This window comes from Sphingomonas abietis (assembly GCF_027625475.1).
Classification (GTDB): Bacteria; Pseudomonadota; Alphaproteobacteria; order Sphingomonadales; family Sphingomonadaceae; genus Solisphingomonas; species Solisphingomonas abietis.
Genome location: NZ_CP115174.1, coordinates 468,575 through 493,844 on the forward strand (window position 1 = coordinate 468,575; position 25,270 = coordinate 493,844).

Annotated in this window: 24 protein-coding genes; 13 read left to right on the forward strand and 11 right to left on the reverse strand. The window is 68.2% G+C overall.

Going from position 1 to position 25,270, the window contains the following annotated elements; genetic code table 11:
- Positions 1 to 34: 34 nt before the first annotated feature.
- Genes hpnA through PBT88_RS02350 form a run of 7 tightly spaced genes read left to right on the forward strand, consistent with a single transcriptional unit; the run spans position 35 to position 7,797 of the window.
- Positions 35 to 1,027, forward strand: coding sequence for a hopanoid-associated sugar epimerase (hpnA, locus tag PBT88_RS02320; RefSeq protein WP_270077633.1), 993 nt, complete (start codon positions 35 to 37; stop codon positions 1,025 to 1,027).
- A complete protein-coding gene (locus PBT88_RS02325) occupies positions 1,024 to 2,157 on the forward strand; it encodes a glycosyltransferase (RefSeq protein WP_270077634.1) in 1,134 nt (377 codons plus the stop codon). The genes hpnA and PBT88_RS02325 overlap by 4 nt, the downstream gene beginning before the upstream one ends.
- A 29-nt stretch (positions 2,158 to 2,186) precedes the next feature.
- The gene (gene hpnC, locus PBT88_RS02330; protein ID WP_407696548.1) at positions 2,187 to 3,005 is read left to right on the forward strand and encodes a squalene synthase HpnC; all 819 of its coding nucleotides are present in this window, start codon (positions 2,187 to 2,189) and stop codon (positions 3,003 to 3,005) included.
- Positions 3,002 to 3,817 carry a presqualene diphosphate synthase HpnD gene (gene hpnD / locus PBT88_RS02335; protein WP_270077636.1) on the forward strand — a complete coding sequence of 272 codons (816 nt, stop codon included), beginning with the start codon at positions 3,002 to 3,004 and terminating at the stop codon, positions 3,815 to 3,817. The genes hpnC and hpnD overlap by 4 nt, the downstream gene beginning before the upstream one ends.
- Positions 3,814 to 5,070, forward strand: coding sequence for a hydroxysqualene dehydroxylase HpnE (hpnE, locus tag PBT88_RS02340; protein ID WP_270077637.1), 1,257 nt, complete (start codon positions 3,814 to 3,816; stop codon positions 5,068 to 5,070). The genes hpnD and hpnE overlap by 4 nt, the downstream gene beginning before the upstream one ends.
- A 4-nt stretch (positions 5,071 to 5,074) precedes the next feature.
- Positions 5,075 to 7,015, forward strand: a complete 1,941-nt coding sequence (gene shc / locus PBT88_RS02345) for a squalene--hopene cyclase (protein WP_270077638.1) — start codon at positions 5,075 to 5,077, stop codon at positions 7,013 to 7,015.
- A complete protein-coding gene (locus tag PBT88_RS02350) occupies positions 7,015 to 7,797 on the forward strand; it encodes a phosphorylase family protein (RefSeq protein WP_270079149.1) in 783 nt (260 codons plus the stop codon). Before shc ends, PBT88_RS02350 begins: the two co-directional genes overlap by 1 nt.
- Here the strand turns inward: PBT88_RS02350 and hpnH are convergent.
- Positions 7,717 to 8,862: an adenosyl-hopene transferase HpnH gene (gene hpnH / locus PBT88_RS02355; protein ID WP_270077639.1), complete on the reverse strand. Its 1,146-nt coding sequence runs from the start codon at positions 8,860 to 8,862 to the stop codon at positions 7,717 to 7,719. The two genes, PBT88_RS02350 and hpnH, sit on opposite strands and share 81 nt — an antisense overlap.
- A gap of 11 nt (positions 8,863 to 8,873) precedes the next feature.
- Positions 8,874 to 9,824, reverse strand: coding sequence for a 4-hydroxy-3-methylbut-2-enyl diphosphate reductase (gene ispH / locus PBT88_RS02360; RefSeq protein WP_270077640.1), 951 nt, complete (start codon positions 9,822 to 9,824; stop codon positions 8,874 to 8,876).
- Positions 9,825 to 9,959: 135 nt separating this feature from the next.
- Here ispH and PBT88_RS02365 point away from each other — a divergent pair, with 135 nt between their 5' ends.
- Positions 9,960 to 10,538, forward strand: coding sequence for an ABC transporter substrate-binding protein (locus PBT88_RS02365; RefSeq protein WP_270077641.1), 579 nt, complete (start codon positions 9,960 to 9,962; stop codon positions 10,536 to 10,538).
- Between the two features lie 129 nt (positions 10,539 to 10,667).
- On the opposite strand, the gene PBT88_RS02370 is transcribed toward PBT88_RS02365, so the two are convergent.
- The 8 genes from PBT88_RS02370 to PBT88_RS02405 form a co-directional block, all read right to left on the reverse strand.
- On the reverse strand, positions 10,668 to 13,277 hold the full coding sequence (locus PBT88_RS02370) for an MMPL family transporter (RefSeq protein WP_270077642.1): 2,610 nt from the start codon (positions 13,275 to 13,277) through the stop codon (positions 10,668 to 10,670).
- Positions 13,278 to 13,296: 19 nt separating this feature from the next.
- Positions 13,297 to 13,716 (reverse strand): DUF2141 domain-containing protein, encoded by a 420-nt coding sequence (locus PBT88_RS02375; RefSeq protein ID WP_270077643.1) that lies wholly within the window; start codon positions 13,714 to 13,716, stop codon positions 13,297 to 13,299.
- 59 nt (positions 13,717 to 13,775) lie between these two features.
- Positions 13,776 to 14,753, reverse strand: coding sequence for a Csu type fimbrial protein (locus tag PBT88_RS02380; protein ID WP_270077644.1), 978 nt, complete (start codon positions 14,751 to 14,753; stop codon positions 13,776 to 13,778).
- Positions 14,744 to 17,008, reverse strand: a complete 2,265-nt coding sequence (locus tag PBT88_RS02385) for a fimbria/pilus outer membrane usher protein (protein ID WP_270077645.1) — start codon at positions 17,006 to 17,008, stop codon at positions 14,744 to 14,746. Before PBT88_RS02385 ends, PBT88_RS02380 begins: the two co-directional genes overlap by 10 nt.
- Before the next feature lie 50 nt (positions 17,009 to 17,058).
- Positions 17,059 to 17,781, reverse strand: a complete 723-nt coding sequence (locus PBT88_RS02390; RefSeq protein WP_270077646.1) for a fimbrial biogenesis chaperone — start codon at positions 17,779 to 17,781, stop codon at positions 17,059 to 17,061.
- 35 nt (positions 17,782 to 17,816) lie between these two features.
- Positions 17,817 to 18,344 (reverse strand): spore coat protein U domain-containing protein, encoded by a 528-nt coding sequence (locus tag PBT88_RS02395; protein WP_270077647.1) that lies wholly within the window; start codon positions 18,342 to 18,344, stop codon positions 17,817 to 17,819.
- Between the two features lie 26 nt (positions 18,345 to 18,370).
- Complete coding sequence (locus PBT88_RS02400) at positions 18,371 to 18,925, reverse strand: Csu type fimbrial protein (RefSeq protein ID WP_270077648.1); 555 nt, start codon at positions 18,923 to 18,925, stop codon at positions 18,371 to 18,373.
- Between the two features lie 115 nt (positions 18,926 to 19,040).
- Positions 19,041 to 19,889, reverse strand: coding sequence for a response regulator (locus tag PBT88_RS02405; protein ID WP_326521563.1), 849 nt, complete (start codon positions 19,887 to 19,889; stop codon positions 19,041 to 19,043).
- A gap of 51 nt (positions 19,890 to 19,940) precedes the next feature.
- Here PBT88_RS02405 and PBT88_RS02410 point away from each other — a divergent pair, with 51 nt between their 5' ends.
- From PBT88_RS02410 to PBT88_RS02420, 3 genes are read left to right on the forward strand one after another with little or no spacing between them, the layout of a single operon-like run.
- On the forward strand, positions 19,941 to 20,549 hold the full coding sequence (locus tag PBT88_RS02410; protein ID WP_270077649.1) for a LuxR C-terminal-related transcriptional regulator: 609 nt from the start codon (positions 19,941 to 19,943) through the stop codon (positions 20,547 to 20,549).
- 10 nt (positions 20,550 to 20,559) lie between these two features.
- Positions 20,560 to 23,070: a response regulator gene (locus tag PBT88_RS02415; RefSeq protein ID WP_270077650.1), complete on the forward strand. Its 2,511-nt coding sequence runs from the start codon at positions 20,560 to 20,562 to the stop codon at positions 23,068 to 23,070.
- Positions 23,067 to 23,456, forward strand: coding sequence for a response regulator (locus PBT88_RS02420; RefSeq protein WP_270077651.1), 390 nt, complete (start codon positions 23,067 to 23,069; stop codon positions 23,454 to 23,456). The genes PBT88_RS02415 and PBT88_RS02420 overlap by 4 nt, the downstream gene beginning before the upstream one ends.
- 45 nt (positions 23,457 to 23,501) lie before the next feature.
- On the opposite strand, the gene PBT88_RS02425 is transcribed toward PBT88_RS02420, so the two are convergent.
- Entirely contained in the window at positions 23,502 to 23,786 is a 285-nt protein-coding gene (locus tag PBT88_RS02425) for a chorismate mutase (protein WP_270079151.1), read from the reverse strand.
- A 105-nt stretch (positions 23,787 to 23,891) separates the two neighbouring features.
- On the opposite strand from PBT88_RS02425, the gene PBT88_RS02430 reads away from it, so the two are divergent.
- Together PBT88_RS02430 and PBT88_RS02435 are read left to right on the forward strand one after the other, a co-directional pair.
- On the forward strand, positions 23,892 to 24,920 hold the full coding sequence (locus tag PBT88_RS02430) for a polyprenyl synthetase family protein (RefSeq protein ID WP_270077652.1): 1,029 nt from the start codon (positions 23,892 to 23,894) through the stop codon (positions 24,918 to 24,920).
- A 132-nt stretch (positions 24,921 to 25,052) separates the two neighbouring features.
- On the forward strand, positions 25,053 to 25,205 hold the full coding sequence (locus PBT88_RS02435; RefSeq protein ID WP_270077653.1) for a hypothetical protein: 153 nt from the start codon (positions 25,053 to 25,055) through the stop codon (positions 25,203 to 25,205).
- Positions 25,206 to 25,270: the final 65 nt, after the last annotated feature.

Sequence of the window (25,270 nt, forward strand, 5' to 3'; positions counted from 1 at the left end):
CAAATGGCGTCCTCCGCGCCTAGAAGCCAGCCCGATGGGCGGGACGATCCTGATAACCGGCGTGTCGGGCTTCGTGGGAGCCGCCGTAGCCAAGGCGTTTGCCGCCGATGGCTGGCGGGTGCGCGGCCTCGCCCGCGCGACCAGCCCGGCGACCAACCTGACCGACTTTCCCGGCGAGATCGCGCGTGGCGACATGCTCGATGCGGCGTCGATGGCGGCCGCGCTCGCGGGCTGCGATGCGCTCGCCCATGTCGCCGCCGACTATCGGCTGTGGGCGCCCGACCCGGAGGAGATCGTCCGCCACAACCGCGAGGGCACCCGGATCGTGATGGAGGCGGCGCTCGCCGCCGGGGTGCGCCGCATCGTCTACACCAGCAGCGTCGCCACCATCGCACCGCTGCCCGGCGGCGCGGCGGGCGAGGACCGGCCGCTGACCGAGCAGACCGCGATCGGCGCCTATAAGCGCTCCAAGGTGGTCGCCGAGCGGCTGGTCGAGCAGATGGTGGCGGAACAGGGGTTGCCCGCGGTGATCGTCAATCCGTCGACGCCGATCGGCCCGCGCGACGTCCGCCCGACGCCGACCGGGCGCATCCTGGTGGAGGCGGCGACCGGCAAGATCCCCGCCTTCGTCGATACCGGGCTCAACATCGTCCATGTCGACGACGTCGCGCGCGGGCATGTGCTGGCGCTGGACAAGGGCGTGGCCGGCCGTCGCTACATTCTCGGCGGCGAGGACGTGATGCTGGAGGCGCTGCTTGCCGAGGTGGCGCGTTCGGTCGGCCGCAAGCCGCCGACGATCAGCCTGCCGCGCGCCCCGCTGATGCCGCTGGCGCTGGTCTCCGAAGGCTGGGCGCGGCTGACCGGGCGCGAGCCGATGTTGACCCGCGATGCGCTGAAGATGGCGAAATACCGGATGTTCTTCGCCTCCGATCGGGCGAAGGCGGAGCTCGGCTATGCGGCGCGGCCGTGGCAGCACGCGGTCGCCGACGCGCTCGGCTGGTTCCGCGCGCAGGGGATGATCGGATGATCGGACTCGCGCTGCTCTCGCTGCTGATCTGGATCGGCCTGCTCGGCTTCCGCGACCAGTTCTGGCTGGCCCGCGAGACCGACGAGGGCATGGGGCCGGCGCCCGCCGCCTGGCCGGCCGTCGTCGCGGTGGTGCCCGCGCGGGACGAGGCGGAGGTGATCGGCCGCGCCGTCGCCAGCCTCGTCGCGCAGGATTATCCGGGCGATTTCCATATCGTGCTGGTCGATGACGGCAGCAGCGACGGCACCGCCGCGCTCGCCCGCGAGGCGGCAGTGGCGGCGGGATCGGATCGCCTCACCGTCATCGCCGGCACGCCGCTGCCCGCCGGCTGGACCGGCAAGCTCTGGGCGATGCGCAACGGCATCGAACGGGCGGGCACCGCGCCGCATTATCTATGGTGTACCGACGCCGACATCGCCCATGCGCCCGATACGCTGCGTTCGCTGGTCGCGCGCAGCGAAGCCGAAGGGCTGGTGCTCAACTCGCTGATGGCCGAGCTGCGCTGCGACAGCCTCGCCGAAAAGGCACTGATCCCGGCCTTCGTGCTGTTCTTCCAGATGCTCTATCCGTTCCGGCTGGTGAACCGGCCCGGTGCGCGGATGGCGGCGGCGGCGGGCGGCTGCATGCTGATCGACCGGGCGGCACTGGCTAAGGCCGGCGGCATCGCCGTCATCGCCGATGCGATCATCGACGATTGCGCGATGGGTGAGACGATGAAACGACAGGGTCCGATCCGCCTCTCGCTCACCCGTCGCTCGGTCAGCCTGCGGCCTTATGGCGGCTGGAGCGAGATCATCGCGATGATCAGCCGATCGGCCTATGCCCAGCTCGGCTATTCGCCGTGGATGCTGGCGGCGACGCTCGTGGGGATGCTGATCGTCTATGTCGCGCCGCCGCTGCTGGCGCTGTTCGCGGGCGGTGGCGCGCGGCTGGCGGGGGCGCTGGCATGGGCGGCGATGGCGGTGTGTTTCCAGCCGATGCTGCGCTTCTATCGTCGTTCGCCCTTGTGGGGGCTTGCGCTGCCCGCGATCGGCATGGTTTACGCCGCCGCGACTTTCCTCTCGGCCTGGCAGCACAAGCAGGGGCGTGGGGGCATGTGGAAGGGGCGGGCGCAGGCCCGGATACAATGAATGTGAGCGCGACTGCGATTGCCGAGGAGATGGCCTCGGGCAAGGGCCACAAGGACGAGAATTTTCCGGTCGCCTCGAAGCTGGTGGCGCCGGCCTTCCGTGCGCCGATCATGGCCTTCTACCGCTTCGCGCGGCTGGCCGACGATATCGCCGACCATCTGACCGCCACCCCCGACGAGAAATTGGAACGGCTCGAGGCGATGCGGCAGGGCATCACCGGCGAGAGCATGGCCGAGCCCTCGGCGGTGGCGCTGCGGCAGGTGATGGCGGAGCGCAGGCTCGATCCGGTCCATGCGCTCGATTTGCTGGAGGCCTTCCGCCGCGACGTCACCAAATTGCGCTATGGCAATTGGGACGAGCTGATCGACTATTGCCGTTACTCGGCCTGCCCGGTCGGCCGCTTCGTGCTCGATGTGCATGGCGAGGATCGCGCGCTGTGGCCGGCCAATGATGCGCTGTGCGCCGCCTTGCAGGTGATCAACCATCTCCAGGATTGCGCCAAGGATTATCGCGAGCTGGATCGCGTCTATCTGCCGCAGGATCTGCTGGCCTCGACCGGCGCGCGCACGGCCGAGCTGGCCGATGCACAGGCCTCCCCGGCGCTGCGCCAGGTGATCGCGGCCTGTGCCGAGCGGACCCAGCATCTGCTCGCCGATGCCGCGCCGTTCGCGCGCCAGATCCGCGATCGGCGGCTGGGTGTCGAGGTCGCTGTCATCCAGCGCCTGGCGGTCAGCCTCGCCGCGCGCCTGCGTCGCCGCGATCCGCTCAGCGAGCGCGTCCATCACGGCAAGGCGGAGGCGCTGCTGCTCGCCTCCGGTGCCGCGCTCGGCCGGTTCGTCCGGGCATGAACGCGCCCGCCGCTTCCGGCTCGTCCTTCTACGCGGGGATGAAGGTGCTGCCGCGCGCCGAGCGCCACGCCATGTACGCGGTCTATGATTTCTGCCGCATCGTCGACGATATCGCCGACGATCAGCGGGGCGATCGTGCCACCCGCGCCGCCCAGCTCGATCGCTGGCGTGCCGATCTCGACAGCCTCTATGGCGGCGGCGATCCGGGCGTCGCCGCGATGCTGGCGCCCCATGTCCGCCGGTTCGGCCTGCTGCGCGAGGATTTCGAGGCGGTGATCGACGGCATGGCGATGGACGTCGCGGGCGATATCCGCTGGCCGACGGCGGCGATCCTCGATCTCTATTGCGATCGGGTGGCGAGCGCGGTCGGCCGGCTTTCGGTGCGGATCTTCGGCATGGACGAGGCGCAGGGGATCGCGCTCTCTCACCATCTCGGCCGGGCCCTGCAGCTCACCAATATCCTGCGCGATATCGACGAGGATGCCGGCATCGGCCGCGTCTATCTGCCGCTCGAGGCGATCGAGGCGCAGGGCATCGCGGTCGGCGATATCGATCAGGTGATCGGCGATCGACGGATCGACGGCGCCGCCCGGCTGCTGGCGGACCAGGCGCTGCGGCATTTCGGCCAGGCACAGGATATCCTGCGGTCGCGGCCGAGCGGGCACCTGATCGCGCCCAAGCTGATGGCGGCGGCCTATTCGAGCCTGCTCCGCCGGATGCAGCGTGTCGGCTGGACTCCGCCCCGCACGCGCGTCCGCCACAATCGGCTGGCACTGGCGTGGACGCTGGTGAGGCTCAGGCTCTCGCGGTGACGCAGGGGGCCAAGACGGCACAGGTGATCGGTGCCGGCCTCGCCGGGCTGTCCGCGGCGATCGCACTGACCGAGGCCGGCTATGCGGTCACGCTGAGCGAGGCGGCGCGGCAGGCGGGGGGACGGTGCCGCTCCTATCGCGATCCGCAGCTCGGCCTCACCATCGACAATGGCAACCATCTCGTCCTCTCGGGCAATCATGCGGTGCGCGACTATCTCGCGACCATCGGCGCGAGCGACCGGCTGGCCGGGCCGGCCGAGGCGCGCTTTCCGTTCATGGATGTCCGGGACGGGCAGCGCTGGGAATTGCGGCCCAATGCCGGGCCGCTGCCGTGGTGGCTGTTCGCCAGACATCGCCGCGTGCCGGGCACCAGGCCGCTCGATTACTGGGCGCTGGCCCGGTTGATGGGGGCGACGGCCGACCAGCGCATCGGGCAGCTGGTGCGGCCGGCAGGTGCCTTGTGGGAGCGGCTGCTCGACAATTTCCTGGTCTCGGCGCTCAACACGCCGGCGGCGCAGGGCTCGGCCATGCTCGCCGGCGCGATCGTGCGCGAGACGCTGGCCAAGGGCGGCCATGCCTGCCGCCCGCTGATCGCCGAGCCGACGCTCGCCGCCGCCTTCGTCGATCCCGCGATCGCCTGGCTGGAGGCGCGGGGCGCGACGATCCGCCTCGGCCGCCGCCTGCGCGCGCTGGAGCAGGCAGGTGACCGGATCGTCGCGCTCGACTTCGCCGACGGGCGCGTGGCGATGGCGCCGGGCGAGCCGGTGATCCTGGCGGTGCCGGCCTGGGTCGCGGCCGATCTGCTCCCCGGCCTCACCGTGCCGGATCGCCACCACGCCATCGTCAACGCCCATTTCCTCGCGACTCCGCCGGCCGGCGCCGCCCCGATCACCGGCGTCATCGGCGGCACCGCGGAGTGGGTGTTCGCCTTTCCCGATCGCCTCTCGGTGACGGTCAGCGCCGCCGACGCGCTCGCCGAACAGGATCGCGAGGCGGTCGCGCAGCTGCTGTGGAAGGATGTCGCGGCGGTCCACAATCTCCCGCCCGAACTGCCGAAATGGCAGCTAGTCACCGAAAAACGCGCGACTTTTTCGGCCACACCGGATCAGGAAAAGCGACGACCCGAGGCGCGAACGGCGTGCGACAATCTGTTCCTGGCTGGCGACTGGACGAAAACCGGGCTACCGGCCACCATCGAAGGCGCGATCCGATCGGGGAGGACGGCCGCCGCGTTGGTGAACAGGGAACCATAGGTTAGTGCTCGAAGTGGAAGACATCGCGACCGACCCCCTCGATGGCATCGATGCCGCGATCGGCCGCGCGACGGAGGCCCTCGCACGGGCCCAGCAGCCCGACGGCCATTGGGTGTTCGAGCTGGAGGCGGATGCCACCATCCCCGCCGAATACATCCTGCTGCGCCATTATCTCGGCGAACCGGACGATCTGGCGCTGGAAGCGGCGATCGGTCGCTATCTCCGCCGTATTCAGGGCACGCATGGCGGCTGGCCGCTCTATCATGACGGCGCCTTCGACGTCTCGGCGACGGTGAAGGCCTATTATGCGCTGAAGATGATCGGCGACGATATCGATGCGCCGCACATGGCGCGGGCACGGGCCGAACTCCTCAAGCGCGGCGGCGCGGGCGCGGCCAATGTCTTCACCCGCATCCAGCTGGCGCTGTTCGGCGCCGGCAAGTGGAGCGCCATCCCGGAGATGCCGGTCGAGCTGATGCTCGCGCCCAAGGGCTTCCCGATCAACCTCAGCCGCATGTCCTACTGGGCGCGGACGGTGATCGTGCCGTTGCTGGTGCTGGCGGCGCTCCGCCCGGTCGCGAAGAATCCGCGCGGCGTGCTGGTCGACGAACTCTACACGCCGGGCCGCCACGTCCTCAAGCGCGCGCTGCCGGGCAAATGGGCGTGGGAGACCGGCTTCGGCGCGCTCGACACGCTGCTCAAGCGCGGGCGGTGGATGTGGCCGAAGGCGTTGCGCGCCAAGGCGATCCAGGCCTGCGTCGATTTCGTCGGCGAGCGGATCAACGGCACCGACGGGCTCGGCGCGATCTATCCGGCGATCGCCAATTCGGTGATGATGTACGATGCGCTGGGCCATGGCCCCGCCCATCCCGAACGCGCGCTGGCCCGCGAGGCGATCGAGAAATTGCTGGTCCATCGCGAGGACGGCGACGTCTATTGCCAGCCCTGCGTCTCGCCGGTGTGGGATACGGCGCTGGCCGCCCATGCCATGCTGGAGGCCGGCGACGAGGCGGCCGCCGAACGCGGGCTCGACTGGCTGAAACCGCGCCAGATCCTCGACGTGAAGGGCGACTGGGCCGAGCAGAAGCCCGATGTCCGCCCCGGCGGCTGGGCGTTCCAATATGGCAACGACCATTATCCCGATCTCGACGACACCGCGGTGGTGGTGATGGCGATGGATCGCGCCCGCCCCAAGCTCGGCGATCGCTACGACGCGGCGATCGCGCGCGGCGTCGAGTGGAATCTCGGATTGCAGAGCGCCGATGGCGGCTATGCGGCGTTCGATGCCGACAACACCCATTTCTACCTGAACGACATCCCCTTCGCCGATCACGGCGCGCTGCTCGATCCGCCGACCGCCGACGTGACGGCGCGGGTGGTCTCGATGCTGGCGCAGGTCGGCGAGCCGCTCGACAGCCCGCGCATGGTCGCCGCGCTCGACTGGCTGAAGCGCGACCAGCATGCCGAGGGCAGCTGGTGGGGGCGCTGGGGCGTCAACTATATCTACGGCACCTGGTCGGTGCTGTGCGCGCTCAACGCGGCGGGCATCGACCCGGCCAACGGCATGATCCGCCGCGCGGTGCGCTGGCTGATCTCCATCCAGAACAGCGACGGCGGCTGGGGCGAGAGCTGCGACAGCTATGCGCTCGATCGCAAGGCCCACCAGCCGGCACCCTCGATCGCCTCGCAGACGGCATGGGCGCTGCTCGGGCTGATGGCGGCGGGCGAGGTCGATCATCCGGCGGTGGTGCGCGGCATCGCCTGGCTGGAGCGCCACCAGGCCGAAGACGGCCTCTGGGGGCAGGAGCATTATAGCGGGGGTGGTTTTCCCCGTGTGTTCTACTTGCGCTACCACGGCTATCCGAAATACTTCCCGCTATGGGCGCTCGCCCGCTATCGGAACCTCAAGCGCGGCAATGCGCGGCGCGTAGAATACGGCATGTGATGATCCTGATCGCGACCGGCATGAAGCGCGAGGCGAAGGCGCTCGCCCGCGACGGCGTCACCGTGGTGACCGCCGGCACCGACGCCGCCCGGCTCGAGGCGGAACTGGAAGCCGGCGTCGCCGCCGGTGCCACCGCGATCCTGTCGATGGGCCTCGCCGGCGCGCTGGCGCCGCTGCTCAACGTCGGCGACTGGGTGGTCGGCACGCTGTCGCCGATCGGCATGGAGCGGCGCGAATGGAGCGTCGGCGCGGGCTCGTCGCGGCCGAAGGATCGCCTCCAGGCGGCGGATCTCCAGCCGGCCGGGATCAAGCCCGTCGCGCGCAAGGATGGCTCGCGGGACTGGATCAGCCGGATCGCCAAGATCCTGCCCGGGGCGGTGGTCGGCCGCATCCATGCCGATGGCGCGATGGTCGTGACCGCCGCGCAGAAGGAGCAATATCATTTCTCGGAGCGCGCGCTCGCCTGCGACATGGAAAGCCATATCGCCGCCGCCGTCGCGCGCCGCCACGGCCTGCCCTTCGCGGTGGCGCGGGTGATCTCGGATAGCGCCCACCGCACCCTGCCGCGCGCCGCGCAGGTGGCGATGGCGCCGGACGGCGGCGTCAGGATCGGTGCGGTGTTGCTCGCGATCCTGAGCCGCCCGTGGCAATTGCCCGCCCTGATCGGCGTCGGGCTCGACGCCGGCCGGGCGATGCGGCGCCTAGTCCGCGGTTACGACATGCTTGCTGGCGCCGGGTTTGTTCTTGGCGATCAGCGCCAGCTCCCGCTCGACATGGCTTGAGAAGACGTCCTCGGCCGGCCGGGCCGTGCTGAGGTCGATGTCCTTGGCCATCGGGCCGGACGTGCGGATGCCCTTGCGGCCGACCGACATCATCTTGAGCGGGTGGCGGATCGCATCGGTGGCGGCGGTGCCCTCGAAGCCGCAATGGACCATGCAGTCCGAGCATTTTTCGTACTTGCCGACGCCGAACTGATCCCATTCGGTGCCTTCCATCAGCTCGGCGAAGCTCTTCACATAGCCTTCGCCGACGAGATAGCAGGGCTTCTGCCAGCCGAACACGGTGCGCAGCGGCATCGACCAGGGCGTGCACTGGTAGCTCTGGTTGCCGGCGAGGAAATCGAGGAACAGCGGCGAGTTGGTGAAGGTCCACGCCTTGGCGTTGTCGCCGCGCGAGAAGACGTCGCGGAAGAAATTCTTGGTCTTCTCGCGGCTGAGGAAATGCTCCTTGTCCGATGCGCGCTCATAGGCATAGCCGGGCGACAGCGTGATCTCGACGTCGAGCCGCTTCATCTCGTCGAAGAAGGCGGCGAGGCGCGCGGGATCGGCACCGTCGAACACGGTGCAGTTGACCTGGACGCGGAAGCCCTTGGCCTTGGCCAGCTCGATCGCCTCAACGGCGACGTCGTAGGTGCCCTTCTGGTCGACGGCATGATCGTGCATCGCCTTGTCGCCATCGAGATGGATCGACCAGGTGAAGAACTTATGCGGCTTATAGTCGTCGATCTTCTTCTTGAGCAGCAGCGCGTTGGTGCACAGGATCACCAGCTTCTTGCGCTCGAGATAGCCCTCGACGATCTTGGGCATCTCGCGGTGGAGCAGGGGCTCGCCGCCCGCGATCGACACCGCCGGCGCGCCGCATTCCTCGATCGCGTCCATGCACTGCTGGTAGCTCAGCCGCTGGTTGAGGATGGGATCGGGATAATCGATCTTGCCGCAGCCGGGGCAGGCGAGGTTACAGCGCAGCAGCGGTTCGAGCATCAGGACCAGCGGATATTTGCCGCCCTTGATGTGCTGCTTGACGGTGTAGGCGCCGATACGCGCGGTGACGGCAAGGGGGAGTCCCATACGATAATCCTTCAGGCGACCTTGGCGCGCGGCGTCAGGCGGTTGAGCGCGGGCGGCAGGCGGAATTGCACATTTTCTTCGAGTCCGTCGAGCGTGGCGACGGTTGCCGGCGTGATGGCCCGGATGGCCGCGATCACGCTCTGCACCAGTTCCTCGGGCGCGGATGCGCCGGCGGTGAGGCCGATCGTCTCGACGCCGTCCAGCCATGCCGCATCGAGCTGCGATCCATCGGCGATCAGATAGGCGGCCTTGCCCATCTCGGTGCCGATCTCGCGCAGCCGGTTGGAATTGGAGCTGTTCGGGCTGCCGACCACCAGCAGCAGATCGGCCTTGTCGCACAGCGCGCGCACTGCCGACTGCCGGTTCTGCGTCGCATAGCAGATTTCGGCGGTCGAGGGGCCGGTCAGGTTGGTGAACCGGGCTTCGAGCGCCGCGATGATGACGCGGGTGTCATCCACCGACAGCGTCGTCTGGGTGATGTAGGAGACGGCCGCGTCGATCGGGATCGGCAGCGTGGCCACCTCTTCGGGCGTGCCGACGAGATGGATCTCGCCATCGATCTGGCCGAGCGTGCCCTCCACCTCGGGGTGGCCGGCATGGCCGATCAGCACCAGCGTGCGCCCGGTCGAGACGTAGCGGCGGCCCTGCGCGTGGACCTTGCTGACCAGCGGACAGGTCGCGTCGATCACCGGCAGGCCGCGCGCCTCGGCGTCGAGCTGCACCGAGCGGCTGACGCCATGCGCGGAAAAGATCGTGACCTCGCCGGCGGGCACTTCATCGAGTTCCTCGACGAATACGGCACCCTTGGCCTTCAGCGTATCGACGACGTGCCGGTTATGCACGATCTCGTGACGAACATAGACGGGCGCACCCACCCGATCGAGGGCGCGATCCACAATGTCTATGGCCCGAATGACCCCGGCACAGAAACCACGGGGTTGGGCGAGCAGTATCTTGACCATCCATATCTCCCGACGACGGCACGCACCACATAGTCGCTCTGCCGCAGTTGCGAAAGGGAGCGAAACCAGATCGGCCTCGGACTTGTTCAGACGTGGTTATGACGCCACAGCGCATGAAGCTGCGCTGACCAAAGGATGACGACATTGACATGGAATTTCCGCATCGCCGCGCTGTTTCTGGCCACCATCCCCGCCGTCGCGCAGGCGCAGGCGAGCGATCCGGCGGCGCGCATCGGTGCGTATGACGATGCGGTGATCGCGGTGATGAAGGCGAAACTCGCCACCGCCGCGCGCGCCGATCGATTCGAGCCGCTGGTCAAAAGCTACTACGACATGCCGACGATCGCCGGCCTCGTGGCGGGCCCGGCCTGGGCCAAGGCCTCGGCGGCGGACAAGGCATCGGCGGTCGCGGCGCTCACCCGCCATTCGGCGGTCAGCCTCGCGCGCAACTTCAAAAGCTATGACGGCACCCCCTTCACGGTCGATCCCAAGGTGATCGAGCGCGGTCCCGATCGCGTGGTCAAGGTGACGATCGGCGGCGACACGCTGTTCTACCGGATGCGCGAGACGGGCGGCAGCTACCGGATCGTCGACGTCATCTCGGGCGGGGTGAGCAATCTCGCGCTCCAGCGCGCCGATCTCGCCACCACCATCCAGACGGGCGGGCTGCCGGCGATGGTCAAGAAGCTCGCCCAGCTCGATGCGGTGAAGTGAGGGCTGGGGGCTGCCTGATCCATACTGACCGGTCGTCTTGAGCCTGTCGAAGGACGTGCTACGCGCTCGGCGTCTGCGGCACGCACTTCGACAGGCTCAGTGCGACCGGGAAAAGGGCATGCCGGAGGCTTAGGGCGTCGTCTTCTTGTGCTGGGGGCCGAGCAGCGCCGGCTCGAAGATCAGCGCGCAGACCAGCGTCCAGGCGAGCGAGATCATCAGGATCTTGCCCATGCTGGCGGTGCCGGGATGGCGCGAGAGCCAGAGCGAGCCGAAGGCGCTGCCGGTCGCCAGCGCCGAGAAGAATATGGCGCGGGCGAGCGGCGATTGCAGCAGGTCGGTCGCGCCCGCCCGCCACGCCATCACGAAATAGATGTGGAAGGCGACGCCGACCCCGAACAGCAGCGGGAAGGCGATGATGTTGGCGAAGTTGATCGGCTGGCCGATCAGCACGCAGGTGCCCAGCGTCAGGAAGCCCGAAAGCACCACCGGGGCGAGCGTGAACGCCACCTCGCGGGCACTGCGCAGCACCGCGAACAGCAGCAGGCTGACCGCGATCAGCGCCAGCACGCCGGCCTCCACGAACGCCATCGCGACGGTGTGGGCGGCCGCCTGGGTGGATACCGCGGTGCCGGTCGCGCCCGGCGCGATCGTCTGCACGGCGGCGACGAAGCGGGCAAGCGCGGCATCGCTGCGATCGGTGCCGGCGGCGGTCAGCTGGACGCGGGCCTGCCCGTCCCTGGCGATCCAGTCCTGCTTCACCGCGGCGGGCAGCGTGTCGATCGTCACCGGCTCGGCGGCGAGGGCGCTCCGCATCTGATCGAGCATCGTCCCGAGCGGGGGCACGAGCAGCGCCGTCGCCTGCGCGCGAATGGCCGGCGACGCACCGGCCAGTCGATCGAAGGCGGCGGCGAGCCGGCGCGCATCGGCGGCCGGTCCACCCTGCCCAGCGGCGGTGGCGGCGCCCCGCAGGCCGGCGGCGGTGTGGCCCAGCGCGGCGATCGTCCCGGCATCGCCCGTCGGCGGCGCCGGCGCGAACGGGTTGAGCGTGAAATCGAGCAGCGCCTGCGCGTTGGCGATGGTGGCGAGCTTGGGCGCCTGGTCTGCGGGCACGAAACTCGCGGCGGTGATCGCCTGGCCGACTTCGGGCAGCGCCGACAGCTTGACCGCCAGCGCCTGCGCGGCGGGAAGGTTGGGCGCGAGGATGTCGATCGTGTTGGGATCGCGATCCGGATCGGTCATCAGGTCGGCGAGCGTCGCCATCGCCTCGCCATGCGGATTGCGCAGGTGGAGCGGATTGAAGTCGAAGCGGACGAACCACAGGCTGGCGATGCCGAACGCCATGGCGAGGCCGAACAGGATCAGCACCGGCCGGCGCCGACGGATCAGGAAGCCATCGACCGGGGCCAAGGCGGGATGACCGAGTTCGGCGCGGGGCTGGCCCGGCTTGAGCAGCATCAGCAGCGCCGGCAGCAGGGTGACGGACAGCACCAGCGCGACGATCATGCCCAGTCCGGCGATGACGCCCAACTCGGCGATGCCGACATAGGCGGTCGGCAGGAAGGCGAGGAAGCCGAGGCACACCGCGCCTGCCGCCAGCAGCAGCGGCGCGCCGAGCGCGGTCGCCGCCGCGGTCATCGCCGCGATCGGGGTATCGTGGGTGAGCCGCTCGGCCTGGAAACGGACGCCGAGCTGGATGCCGAAATCGACGCCGAGGCCGACGAACAGCGGGATGAAGGCGACCGAGATCAGGTTGAACTCGCCGACCGCGAGCAGCCCGATCGCGCTGGTGACGATCAGCCCGGCGATCGTGGTGCCGAGGATCGCGCCGACGATCCGCCACGAGCGCACCGCCAGCCACAAGGTCGCCAGCATGGCGAGGACCATCACCGCGCCGACCAGCCAGGCATGATCGGCCAGGCTGGCAAACTCCTCGTCGGACAGCGGCACCGATCCGGTGATCCGCAGCGTGACGCCGTGGGCGGCATCGAGGTTCAGGGCCCTGGCGGCAGCGCGGACGGCGTCGGTCGCCGGTTCGCCGGGCATCAGATTGCCGAAATCCAGCACCGGCGTCGCCAGCACCAGCCGCCGTTTCGGCGCCGCGAGGGCGCCCTTGGCGCTGCCGGCGTCGCTGCCGAACAGGGCTTGCCAGGAGAAGAAGGCGGGCTTGCCGGCGGCCTCGGCGTCCAAGGCATCGGCCAGCGCCGCCATCGGCCTGTCGATCTGGGCGAGCGTCGCGTCGCCCCGCTGGACGCCCTGCAGCATGGTATCGAGCGCGCCGGCGATCCCGTGCAGCGACGGGTCGCCCGCCAGCGGGCCGAGGAACGGCTGGGCGCCGATCATCTGCTTCGTGGCGGCATCGACATCGGCCTGGCTGCCGAACAGCAGGCCCTCGCGCGCGAAATATTCGCCGCCGTCGGGCCGGGTGACGCGGCGGAAATGCCTGGGGTCGGCCGCCATTTTCGCGGCGAGATCGGCGGCCGAACGCTCGGCGATCTCGGGGGTGGCGCCGTCGATCACGACCAACACGCTGTCGCCATTCTGCGGGAAGGCGGCGTCCATCTTCCGCTCGTTCAGGCGCCACGGCACGTCGGGCGAGATCAACGCGGTCGCGTCGGTGGTGATCGCGATGCGGTCGGCGGTGAACAGCAGGGCGGCGACCGTCAGCAGCAGGCCGAGGGCGAGCGTCGCCCAGGGGCGCCGGCAGGCGAGCGCGACGAGGCGGGCGAGCGGATGGGTCATGCGGCCGGAAGACGGTGGATCAGAAGAATTTGGTGCGCAGGCTCAGCGTGATCCGCTGGCTCTCGGTGCCATGATCGAACATCGCATCCGCCCATTTGGGCGGCGCGAAATGGATCGGCGCATCGCGCGAGAAGCCGACCGGCTCCTTGGGAATGCCGAACAGGTTGCGCTTCAGCTTGCCGCTACCGTCGATGTCGTGGAACACCTGGGCCGCATAATGGCCGGGCGGCACGTTCGGTATGGTGACGATGGTGGTGCCGATCACCGCCGGGGCATCGGCCGAATAGAGGCAGTCGCTGCCCATGAAGAGCTTTTCGGAGCAGATATCGACATGCACCTTGCCCTTGGCCTGAGTCACGTTGGTGACGGCGACCTCGATCGGGGCGGCCGCGACGGTGAGCGGCAGGACGGCGAGCAGCATCATGGGGCGGATCGACATGAGGCCGTGTCACCACAATCTGCGCCGCCTGTCGAGGGCGTGGCACCAACCTGTCCAAACTAAAAGGTGATGATCACGTTCACGGTGTCGGTATAGCTGCCGGCCGGCGGCGTGATCTGGGCCGGGTTCACCTTGGCGACATAGGATTGCATCTGGTTGGTGACCCCGCCGGTGCCCGGCGTGGCGCTCTGCTGGGGATTGGTGGTGTCCCAGATCGTCACCCCGTCCGCCAGGTAGATATTATATTGGAGGAGATGGTTGTTGCCGTCGCTCATCGTCCGCCACGGACGGGCCGAGCCGCTGGCGACGGTGCCGGCCGAGAAACTGACCTTGTAGCTGCTGTTCAGCGAGCAATCGACCAGCACCGCCTGGCTGACGGCGCCGAACTGGCTGGCGAGCGGCGCGCTGTTGAAGCTGACGTTCGGCGCGCTGATCCGGCAGTCGGCGCTCACCACCAGCGTGATCTTGATGACCGAGCTGCCGGTGCCATTCTCGGTGCTGACGCACGCGAGGGCGACGCTCACGGTGCAGATCTGATAGACCCAGTTGATGGTCACCGTATCGGTATAGGTGCCGGCCGGGATATTGGGGGGATTGGCGGCGAGACTCGCATAGAGCACCGGCGTGAAGGACGTCGCACCCAGGATGTTGACCAGGGAGAGGACGGCCGTACTCATAAAGTTGATGCTGGCGGTCTTGTTGAAGCTGTTGACGTTGTTCGGGTCCGCCGAGAGCATATAGGGGATGCTGCCGCCGTTGCTGCCCTTGAGCATCAAGCCGTTGACGCTGGTCGCGCTCCCGTTGGCATAGACGGACGCGCCCAGCACGTTGACCGTCGATCCGGTGCAGGTCATGCCGGCCGGGCCGGTGATCTGCGCGACGGCGGCCGCCTTCACGTCATAGGTCGAGCCCGACGTGAAATTCAGCGCCTGCGAGGAAAAGGTGCAGGTCGCATTGGCCGCGCCGGCGAAGCCGCAGGCCAGCAGCAGCGCCAGCACCAGCCGGATCAGCGGGGTGCAGGGGAGCCTCACAGGCATCGCACCGGGCCGATCTGGGCGAGCGGTTTGGCGCCGGCGGGCAGCGTGACGTGCGCATGGCAGGTGGAGCCGTCGCGGTTGGTGACGGCGAGATCGGTCTCGCCCTTGATGTCGTCGAGGAAGGCGATGCCGTCCCAGCCGATTTCGCTGTCCCTGGCGCCGGCGCGGGAAACCCGGCCGCCGGGATCGAGCGCCTTGCCGTTGCGGGCGACCAGCGTCACCGTCGCATTGCGGACGAAGCGTATCGGCAGGCGGATCACCGCACCCGACCCCTGGCGCAGCGCAACATTCTTTTCGACCGCGTCCGCCATATGGTCGGCGGACAGCTCGAGCGTGTCGATCGCGAAGTGGCTGACATGGTAGGAGGTGATCTGCGGCACGAACAAGTGCCCGCGCTGGTCGGTCACGCCGAGCGGCTGGTTCTCGAACGACACCGGCACGTGCGGCGTGCCCGCGGTCGAGACAAGGGCGAAGGCATCGGTCACCGCATTGGCGGCGAACAGGCTCTTGTCCATCATCACCAGCGATCCGGTCGCGCCGACCCAGCCCGATTGCTGGCCGGGGGTGAAGGCGCCGCCGGCCTGTAGCTCGACGGCCTTGCCGCGCCACGTCGCGGTGGCCTGGCCGTAGACCTCGCCATTGTCCCCCCCGGCCAGCGTCGCATTGGCGCCGAACCCGCCCTGGGTCGGCACGGAGCGCGAATAATCGAGCTGGGCGAGGTTGCCGCGGCCGGGATCGTGGGTGATGCCGCCGCTCACGGTGTTGCGGCCGAACGGCACGATCAGGCGGAGCTGAGCGCTGGTGCTGTGGGCGACGAAATCATGATCGGCGCTGAGGAACAGGCTGGCGAAATGGCCGATCGGGCGCGAATAAGACAGCGACAGGATCCGGGTATGGGCGTTCGCCATCGTCTCGCCGTCGATATAGGCGGCGCCGAAGCTGCCCTGATGGGGCACGTTGACGCTGGCGATCACCCGGTCGTTGCGCCGGGTGCCGGCATAATTGGCGAGATCGAAACTGCCGAGATCGCGATAGCCCTGGCTGCGCTGATCATGCTCGGCCGAGATGCTGAAGCGGCGGTTGGAGTAACTGTAGCCGACCGTCCACTGGGTGCCGGTACGGCCCTCGCTGTGGCTGGTCGTGACGTTGGCGGCGAGCGTGCCCAGCAGGCCCGGCGCCCACACCACGCCGCCGCCGACAAGGCCGAGATCCTTGGTCGCCTCGCCATGCGCCTCGAGGGTGATGTGTTGGGTGATGCCGCGGCGGACGGTGCCGCTGGCCGCCGCGGTGCCGTAATCGAAGCTCTTCAGGCCGTAGCCGCGCCGCAGGAAGCCGATTTCGCCGGCGACATCGAGCATCCCCGGCTTGAGCAGGGTCGAGGAGACGTAGAAGGGGATGGTGGTGGCGATCTGCCGGCCGACGGCATCGGTGGTGACGATCGTCGCCTCGCCGGCGCCGTTCACCACCGGCATGTTGTCGAGCACGAAGCGGCCCGGCGCGACGTCGGCGCTCTGCTGGCGATAGCCGTCCACGAACAGGTCGACCGCCGAGGGCACGGCGGTCTGGCCGGCGAAGCTCGGCAGCGGGGTGGTGATGAGATCGGGGCGCACGCGGTAATCCCGCGCGATCTGGATGCCGCCCATCCGCACCGATGTCGTCCACGGCAGCGACTGGGTGATGAGATCGCCGACGGTGTAGGCCAGCGCCCGCTTCTCGTCGACATAGCGATAGCGGGTGTCGTAACGCAGATAACCGCTCGGGCTGCCGCTGCCGCCATTGTGGGTGACGCGCAGCGTACCGTCGGTGGACAGGGTGCCGAACGGGCCGAACAGCCGCTGCTCGGTCCACAGCGAGGCGGTGGTGACGCCCGCGCTGGTCTGGGCATAGGCGTCATAGTTGATCATCGCCCCATAGTCGGTGACCGTCGCCGCCTGTTCGCGGGTGAAGGGCGAGATATGGTTGGTCGGCAGCATGTCCGGCGAGACGTCGAGCTTCAGCGTCTGGTCGTTGGCATCATAGGTCGATTGCACGCCGCGCAGCTGCGACACGTCGATCGGGCCGTCGCCGGCGACGTTCAGGCCGACCTTGCGCAGCGAGGCGGCGTCGATCATGCCGTGGCCGCCCTGCATCCGCATCTGCACGATGTCACCGGCCGCCTGCCCGTTGAGCACGAGCTCGACGAACAGCGGCTGATCGACCGGCGCGGCGCTGAACGCCGGCAACGCCGCCGCGTCCGCCGGTCGGGCGCCGGCCATTGCGAGGACCGACAGGAGGAGGAAGGGAAGGCTGCGCCACATTGCACGCGTCAGGCAGTCGGAGCCAGGCTCGTATCGACCCCGTTGACGTTGACGAGCAGGGCGCCGCTGACGGGTGCGCCGTCGGGCAGCGGCCAGCGCATCGTCGCGCCGGGCAGCACATAGCCGACCAGGCCGGCAGTGACGGTGAAGCTCTTGGCGCCCTGCTGGATGCGCAGGTTGAGCAGCCGCGCATGGCGCTGGCTGACATTGCGGATCTCGGCATAGCGCTTGCCTTCGACCACCACGGTATGGCCCTGGAGCGTCGGCATGGTGGCGATCTCACCGTCATAGGTGAACAGCGGGATCGAATAGCGCATCTGCACGGCGAGGTGCGCGGTCGGCCCGTCGGGCTTGGCCGGATCGAGCGGCGGCGGCAGTTCGTCGATCAGCAGGCGATAGCTGTGCTCGGCCGGCGTGGCGCCGGTGTCGCGGCGGATGACCCGGACGAGCTGGCGCTGGCCGGGGGCGACGCTGGCGATCGGCGGGCTGGTGACGACCTCGTCCTGCGCGGCATATTGATCCTCGCCGCCGGACTGGCTCCAGCCCAGCGAACGGACCTGGAGGGTGACGGGATCGGTGCCGCGATTCTCGACCCAGAGCGCGGTGGCGGTCTGGCCGGTCGCGATCGTCGGGTCGATCGGCCACAGCACGACGGCGGCGGCATGGGCGGGCGCGAAGGCCGGCAGGATGCCGATGGCGAGCAGGGCGGAAAGGAAGGTCTTGCGAAGCACGGGGGGCTACTCCGAAAGGTTGAGGGGAATGCGCGTCACCAACTGAGCGTGACGCGCACCGTGTCCGAATAGGCGCCGGCCGTGGACGGGCTCGACAATGTGGCCTTGGCGACAACCGGGACGGACATGTGCGAGGTGCCTACCGGGAAGGAGAGCGCCACCGCCTGGGTCGTCCATGCCGTGCTGCTGCCGTTGGCGTAGAGCAGATAGGGTATGCGGGCGGTCCCGTTGGCGAGCTGGCGGACGCCCGAAATGGCGTTGTTGCCGGTGTCCGCCGTCAGGTTCGCGGTCATGCCGGGGGTGCAGTCGATCTGGATGCCGGCACTGCTGCCGGACAGCAGGCTGGCCTGGACCGTTCCCGTCGTGATGCCCGAGACGGTGCCGAGGGCGATATTGCCCCAGGTGCCGGTGCCCGAACTCGTCGTGGTGACCGAGCAGCCGTTGGCGATGACGGCCGAGACCTGAAAGCTCTTCGAAGTCTCGGCCGTCGCCGACGTGGCGCACCACCCCCCGGCGGTGGCACCCGCCAGCGTCAGAACGACCATGCGAACGATGACAGGCATGGCCGCTATTCCGCCCCGCCAGCCTGTTACCAGGCCAGCGTCACCTGCACGGTATCGGTGTAGTTGCCGGCGGGAAGCGCCGCGCCGTTGCTGCTCACGCGGCCATAGATCGGCACGTTGAACGCGGTCGACGTGGCCGTCCCGAGGTTGAGCACCTGGCCGATGGTGATCTCGCTGGTACGCCCGGCATCGCTGTAGAGATGATAGGCCACCTTGCTCCCGTTCGAGGCGAGATAATGGAAGGTGCTGTCGTCATTGGCGCCGGCGCCGACCGTGAAGGTCGGGGTCAGGCCCGGCGAGCACAGCACCGAGATGCCGCTGCCGCCGCCGGTGGCGACCATCGCGGCATCGGTGTTGGAGAAGATGCCGGGCTGCGAGGCGAAGCTGATCGAGCCGAGCTGGCCGATCGTGGCGGCCACGCTGGTCGCGGCGTTCACCGCACAGGCGGCCGTGACCGTGAGCGAGACGCCGATCGTGCCGGCGGACGAACCGGCCTGCGCCGGGGCGGAAGCGAACAAGCCGGCAGCGAGCGTCGCAATCAGGACGCCAGCAGCACGGAAACGGGTGAGGACGTTGGTCATGGGTCAATCCTGTGAAACGCGTGACAGGATCGACAAACGCCAACGGACTTAACGAAACCTTCCTACGAACCCTGTGGGGCGGGGCGGTTAGACCAGGGTCGTAACGCCGGTTAGACTAGAGTCTCGTTTCGGGGTCGAAATCATCCCCGGCGTCGAGCGTCACGATCGCTCTGCGCGCGGCGGCGCGGGCCTCGTCCCAGGCCGAGTCGTGGCCTTCGGAGACGGCGAGCCAGTTCCGCGAGACGTCGGCGAAGCCCAATGTCCCGCTGATCCCGGCGATCTTGTGGGCGCGGCTCCGGCGTGCGGTGTGATCGTCGCTGGCGTCCAGCGCCTCGACCAGCTGGTCGCGGAAGCGGCTGAGCAGCGAGGCCACTTCGGTCCGGCCGAAAATCCCGGCCAGCGCCGCGGACGGATGGGGGCCGCCGCCGGGCCGCCAATATTCCACCGCCGCGACCAGGGCCGCCGGGGTGAAGGGCTTGGCGACATGGCCGTCCATGCCGGCCGCCATCGCGCGTTCATGGGCGGTCTCGCGGGGCATGGCGGTGAAGGCGAGGATCGGCACGGATGCCGAAGGGCCGCCGCCGCAACGAATCGCGCGGCTGGCCTGGAACCCGTCCACCTCCGGCATCTGGATATCCATCAGCACGACCGCATATTTTTTATCATGCAGTGCAGCAATCGCGGCGGCGCCATCCTCTGCCTGATCCACACGCCATCCGGCCGCAGTCAGAATCGCTACCGCCATGATGCGATTGCCGATTTCATCATCGACGACAAGAATGGAGGGCGGGTCGACCATCGCGTCTCGATCTACTCCGATCATACGCATGTGCAACATGTCCCATATGGAATTGCCAAAATCTCTTGTAAATCGCCAATTGAAACCAAAACTCGTTTCTGCGACGTCTGTATCTCGAGCTGTGAAAAGTCGGCGATGTCGTCTTAGGGGGCGTCTCGCGGGCATTAAGGGGATGTATTGCCTGGTTCCCGTTTATTGCTGGCCGATGATCATCCGTTGATTCGTGAAGGTCTGGCGCTTGCGGCGCGCGTTGCCATGCCCGAACTGACCATCGATAGCGTCGGTTCGATCGCCGAAGCGGAGGCCGCGATTGGCCGTCATCGTGGTTACAGATTGGCGCTGCTCGATCTCATATTGCCGGACGCGCGTGGCTTTTCGGGGTTCTTACGGCTCCAGCACGCATTGGGGGACGTGCCGATCGTGATCGTTTCGTCCCGGCAGCAGCCCGAGTTGATCGAGGCGGCGCGCGCGCTCGGGGCCGCGGGGTATCTTTCCAAGGCGCAGCCGCTCGATGAGACGCTGGGTTCGCTGCGCGCCATATTGGCGGGGAAGACGGTGTTCCCGGCCTGCAGCGGCAAGGCGCAGGCCGATGTGTCCGAAGCGCGGGCGCGCATTGCGGGCCTGTCGGGCGCGCAGCTACGGGTGCTGATGGCGCTGGCCGATGGTCGGCTCAACAAGCAGATCGCCGGCGATCTGGGAGTCACCGAAGCGACCATCAAGGCCCATCTCACCGCGATCTTCCGCAAATTGGGGGTCAACAACCGGACCCAGGCGATCCTCGCCATGCAGCCGCTGCTCGCCGAGCAGGGGGACGGCGCCGAATGATCGATGCTGCATGATTCAGGGGCTGTCTGAGCCTTCTTCCTTCGTTCCCAGGCCGCCGTCGCGTGTCCGCTTCTGGCTCGTCGGCACGATCGGGCCGCTGGTGCTGCTCGCACTGGCCTTGTGGTTCGGTTCGCAGCAGCGCCAGCTCGATACGGCACGCGCGATCAACCGGCTCTCCTTCGAAAAGCGTTTTGCGGCCGCCGATTTCCTGCGCGGCCTCGATGAAGCGGAGGGTGCGCAGCGCGGCTATCTGCTGACCGGCAACGCCATTTTCGCCGGGAGTTTTCGGCAGAATGAGGCACGTGCCGAGCAGGGGCTCGCACAGCTCGACAGCCTTTATGCCGGCGATGCCGTCCAGACCGCGCGCCTCGCCGAGTTGCGCCGGGTGGTGGAGGCGAAGTTCCGGGAGATGGGGCAGGCGAGCGCGCTGCGGAAGCATGACGGCGTCCTGGCGGCGTCTGCGTGGGCGGCGGATCTGCAGGGCGTGGCGCTGATGCGGCGGGCGGCAGCGCTGATCAACGCCGTGACCGAGACCGAGCGGGCAACGATGAACGCGCGGATCGCGCATGTCCGCGATCAATATTGGGCGATCGACCGGTTCGTCTGGACGATGATGATCATCGCCGGATTCGCCTTGTGGATCGGGCTGTTGTCGATCTGGCGCGCGCAATGCGAGCGATATCGGTTCGAGCGGCGGACCCACGCCGCGGCGGCCCATCTGCGCGCGATCTTCGCGAGCACCACCGACGTCATGATGATCCTCGATACGGCCGGGCGGATCAAGGCCGTGAACGAAGCGAGCACGCGACTGCTCGGGCTGGAGCCCGGCGACATGATCGGGCAGGACGCCTCGGTGTTTCTCGGTGTGGCGGCCGGCGACGAGCCCTTTCACGACCGTATCGGCGTGCATGACGGCAAGATCGTCCAGCCCCACCGGCTCGATCGCACGATCCAGCACCGCGACGGGCATGTCGTGCCGGTCGATATCGCGCTGGGGCTGATGCCGTCGGCGGACGAGACCTACATCGTCGCGGCGATCCGCGATATTTCCGAGCGCAAGGAGGTCGAACGGCTGAAGGACGAGTTCGTCAGCACGGTGAGCCACGAATTGCGTACACCACTCACCTCGGTGGTCGGCGCGCTCGGCTTGCTGCGGGCCGGTTCGGTCGGCGAACTGCCCGATGCCGCGCGCCGGCTCGTCGAGATCGCCGAGAATAATTCGCGCCGGCTGATCCGGCTGATCAACGACATCCTCGATATCGAGAAGATCGGCTCGGGACGGATGCATTTCGAAAGTGCGCCGCTCGATATCGTGGCGTTGCTGGAACGGGCCCTGGAAGGCAGCCGGGGCCTTGCCGAGATGAAGGACGTGATCCTCGAGCTGGAGGCGGAGGAACGCCCGCTGCTCGTGCATGGCGATGCGGATCGATTGTTGCAGGTGGCCACCAACCTGCTGTCCAACGCCATTCGCTTTTCGCCGGAGCGGGGCACCGTCGATATACGCGTCACCCGGCGCGAAACCGACATCATCGTCGCGATCGAAGACGAAGGGCCGGGGATCCCCGAAGAGTTTCGCCTCCGGATCTTCGAGCGTTTCTCGCAGGCGGCGGGGGGCGCTGCGATCAGCGGTGGCACCGGACTGGGCCTCGCCATCTCCCGAGAGATCATCTCGGCCCATGAAGGCCGCATCTGGTTCGGCCGGGCGGCCGGGGGCGGTGCCCGGCTGGTCTTCTCGCTGCCCTTGCCGCCATCCGATCCGGTGACGGAAAGCGGTACGCGCGCCCGCATCCTCGTCTGCGAAGCGCAGCCCGATGCCGCGGCCGCCCTGCGCGCGATCCTGGAGGGAGCCGGCTGCCTGGTCGATTGCGTCGATACCGGGCGCGCTGCGGAGGTGGCCGCGCGATCCGGCCGGTACGATGGCGTGATCGTCGATGTGCAACTGCCCGGCGAGAGTGGCCTCGAGATCGTGCGGGCGTTGCGTCGTCGCGCGGGGACGCGCTCGCTGCCAATCATCGTGATCTCGGGGCTGGATGCCCGCGATGCGACGGTGACGGCGTCGCTCGAAGTGGTCGACTGGATCGACAAGCCGGTCGATCAGGAGCGACTCGTCGTCGCCGTGCGCCGCGCCATCGCGCATAGCGAGGCGACGCGCCCCACCCTGCTCCATATCGATGACGACATCGACATGCTGGAGGTGACTGCCACCGCGCTGGCCGAGCATGGCCGGATGCTGCGTGCCACCACGATCGCGGCGGCGCGCGAGCAGCTCGATCGGGCGACACCGGATATCGTCATCCTCGACATCGTGCTTCCCGATGGTTCCGGCCTCGACCTGCTGCCCGATCTGCTGCGGGCGGACGGCACGGCGATCCCGACGATCATCTATTCGGCCAAGGATGTGGTGCCGGAAACGAGAGGGCAGGTCGATGCGGTGCTGGTGAAATCCCGCCGCTCGTTGCCCAACCTCGCCCAGACCATCCGCCGGCTGCTCGCCAGCGCCGCGCAGACGGACGACCGATGACGAGCCGGATCAGGATATTGTGCGTCGATGACGATCCGGACATCCGGACGATTACGGCGCTCGCGCTCGGCCTCGATGCGGCCATCGAGGTGCGGACGGCCGCCTCCGGCGTGGAGGCGTTGGAGGCGATGCGAGTGGACGGGTGGTGGCCCGACGCGGTGCTGCTCGACATGATGATGCCGGTGATGGACGGGCCGGCGGTGCTTGCCGCGATCCGCATGGGGGAGGAGGGGCGATCGTTGCCGGTGATCTTCATGACGGCGCGGGCCGGCTATCGCGATCTCGAAGGCTATCGCGATCTCGGCGCGGCCGGTGTGATCGTGAAGCCGTTCGATCCGTTGCGGCTGGCCGAGGACGTCCGCGTGCTGATCGGCCAGCCGTCCTAGGCTTCGGTCCTCAGCCTTGTCCGGCAGCCTTGCCTGGCCCCGGCCTCAACTGTCCTCGCGGACCCGCTCATGGTGGCGGATCACCTCGTCGATGATGAAACGGAGAAACTTTTCCGAGAAATCCGGGTCGAGATGGGCGGCTTCAGCCAGTCCACGCAGGCGGCTAATCTGTTCGTCCTCGCGGCCCGGATCGGCCGGCGGCAGCTTGGCTTCGGCCTTGTAGCGGCCGACGGCCTGCGTAACCTTGAATCGCTCGGCCAGCATGAACACCAGCGCGGCGTCAATATTGTCGATGCTTTCGCGAAAGCGCTGCAGCGTCTCGTCTGCCATGATGATCTTTCCACCCACTGATGACGGCGCTCTCTTCGCGACCCGGGCCGCCAGTTGCAACCCCAGCTTGCCTTTAGCCGCGCCAAGCGCCAGAGAACCCGCGCCATGACTGCGAACGTCCATCCTCTTCACCCGGCGCCGGCGTCGGGTGCCTCCGTGCCGTCGCTCGATCCGCTCGTGTCGCTGATCACGGCCGACATGAATCAGGTCAACAGCGTCATCCTCGCGCGGATGCAGAGCGAAGTGCCGCTGATTCCCGAGCTCGCCGGGCATCTGATCGCCGGCGGGGGCAAGCGGATGCGGCCGATGCTGACGCTCGCCTGCGCCAGGCTGCTCGGCTATGGCGGCACGCGCCATCACAAGCTGGCCGCGATCGTCGAATTCATCCACACCTCGACGCTGCTGCACGACGATGTCGTCGATGGCTCGGGGATGCGGCGCGGCAAGCGCACCGCCAATCTGATCTGGGGCAATCCGGCCAGCGTGCTGGTCGGCGACTTCCTGTTCAGCCGCTCGTTCGAGCTGATGGTGGAAGACGGATCGCTGGGCGTGCTCCGCATCCTGTCGAGCGCCAGCGCGATCATCGCCGAGGGCGAGGTCGCCCAGCTCACCGCCCAGCGTCGGATCGAGACCGACGAGGATCGCTACCTGCAGATCATCGACGCCAAGACCGCCGCGCTGTTCGCCGCCGCCTGCCGCATCGCCGCCGTCATCGCCGAGCGCGACGAGGCCGACGAGGAGGCGCTCGACAGCTATGGTCGCAACCTTGGCATTGCCTTCCAGCTGGTCGACGACGCGATCGACTATGCCTCGGACGGCACCACCATGGGCAAGGATACCGGCGACGATTTCCGCGACGGTAAGGTGACCCTGCCGGTCATCCTCGCTTATGCGCGCGGTGACGAGAGCCAGCGCCGCTTCTGGAAGGATGCGATCGAAGGGCGCCGCGTCTCGGACGAGGATCTCGCCCACGCCAATCGCCTGCTGGAGCAGTGCGGTGCGGTCGCCGACACCTTCGCACGGGCGCGCCATTATGGCGAATTGGCGATCGCGGCGCTCGGGCGTTTCCCGGACGGCGAGGCCAAATCGGCGCTGATCGAAGCCGCCGAATTCGCCTTCTCGCGCGCCTACTGAACCGCGCGGATAGAATCGGATCGGCAGCAAGGCGTTCTCCTCGCAGGAGAAAGTCTTATTCATGACGGAAGATCACTGGTTCAACAGGTCCGCGATGCCGCGATCCGGCACAAGATCAGCTGGGGCGAACTGGTGCCGAGCGCCTTCGTGGTCGATCCCGGCGCGGAAGCGGCCGAGGAGGCCGCCTATCAGGATATGGCGGACGCGAAGCGCGCGCTGCGCGATCATATCTGCGAAACCTACGGGATCACCTCGGCCGAGCTGTGCAGCCTGGCGAGCCTCTGACCGAAATGGCCGGCATCCCGCCAGCGTGAAGCCGTGGACAGGGCATCGCCGTCCGTCCTAAGCCG

Bases quoted from the DNA above. Each gene is read 5' to 3' on its own strand.
- hpnA (WP_270077633.1), top strand. From the start codon at position 35: ATGGGCGGGACGATCCTGATAACCGGCGTGTCGGGCTTCGTGGGAGCC.
- PBT88_RS02325 (WP_270077634.1), top strand. From the start codon at position 1,024: ATGATCGGACTCGCGCTGCTCTCGCTGCTGATCTGGATCGGCCTGCTC.
- hpnC (WP_407696548.1), top strand. From the start codon at position 2,187: ATGGCCTCGGGCAAGGGCCACAAGGACGAGAATTTTCCGGTCGCCTCG.
- hpnD (WP_270077636.1), top strand. From the start codon at position 3,002: ATGAACGCGCCCGCCGCTTCCGGCTCGTCCTTCTACGCGGGGATGAAG.
- PBT88_RS02350 (WP_270079149.1), top strand. From the start codon at position 7,015: ATGATCCTGATCGCGACCGGCATGAAGCGCGAGGCGAAGGCGCTCGCC.
- hpnH (WP_270077639.1), bottom strand. From the start codon at position 8,862: ATGGGACTCCCCCTTGCCGTCACCGCGCGTATCGGCGCCTACACCGTC.
- ispH (WP_270077640.1), bottom strand. From the start codon at position 9,824: ATGGTCAAGATACTGCTCGCCCAACCCCGTGGTTTCTGTGCCGGGGTC.
- PBT88_RS02365 (WP_270077641.1), top strand. From the start codon at position 9,960: ATGACGACATTGACATGGAATTTCCGCATCGCCGCGCTGTTTCTGGCC.
- PBT88_RS02370 (WP_270077642.1), bottom strand. From the start codon at position 13,277: ATGACCCATCCGCTCGCCCGCCTCGTCGCGCTCGCCTGCCGGCGCCCC.
- PBT88_RS02375 (WP_270077643.1), bottom strand. From the start codon at position 13,716: ATGTCGATCCGCCCCATGATGCTGCTCGCCGTCCTGCCGCTCACCGTC.
- PBT88_RS02380 (WP_270077644.1), bottom strand. From the start codon at position 14,753: ATGCCTGTGAGGCTCCCCTGCACCCCGCTGATCCGGCTGGTGCTGGCG.
- PBT88_RS02385 (WP_270077645.1), bottom strand. From the start codon at position 17,008: ATGGCCGGCGCCCGACCGGCGGACGCGGCGGCGTTGCCGGCGTTCAGC.
- PBT88_RS02395 (WP_270077647.1), bottom strand. From the start codon at position 18,344: ATGCCTGTCATCGTTCGCATGGTCGTTCTGACGCTGGCGGGTGCCACC.
- PBT88_RS02400 (WP_270077648.1), bottom strand. From the start codon at position 18,925: ATGACCAACGTCCTCACCCGTTTCCGTGCTGCTGGCGTCCTGATTGCG.
- PBT88_RS02405 (WP_326521563.1), bottom strand. From the start codon at position 19,889: ATGCCCGCGAGACGCCCCCTAAGACGACATCGCCGACTTTTCACAGCT.
- PBT88_RS02415 (WP_270077650.1), top strand. From the start codon at position 20,560: ATGATTCAGGGGCTGTCTGAGCCTTCTTCCTTCGTTCCCAGGCCGCCG.
- PBT88_RS02420 (WP_270077651.1), top strand. From the start codon at position 23,067: ATGACGAGCCGGATCAGGATATTGTGCGTCGATGACGATCCGGACATC.
- PBT88_RS02425 (WP_270079151.1), bottom strand. From the start codon at position 23,786: ATGGCAGACGAGACGCTGCAGCGCTTTCGCGAAAGCATCGACAATATT.
- PBT88_RS02430 (WP_270077652.1), top strand. From the start codon at position 23,892: ATGACTGCGAACGTCCATCCTCTTCACCCGGCGCCGGCGTCGGGTGCC.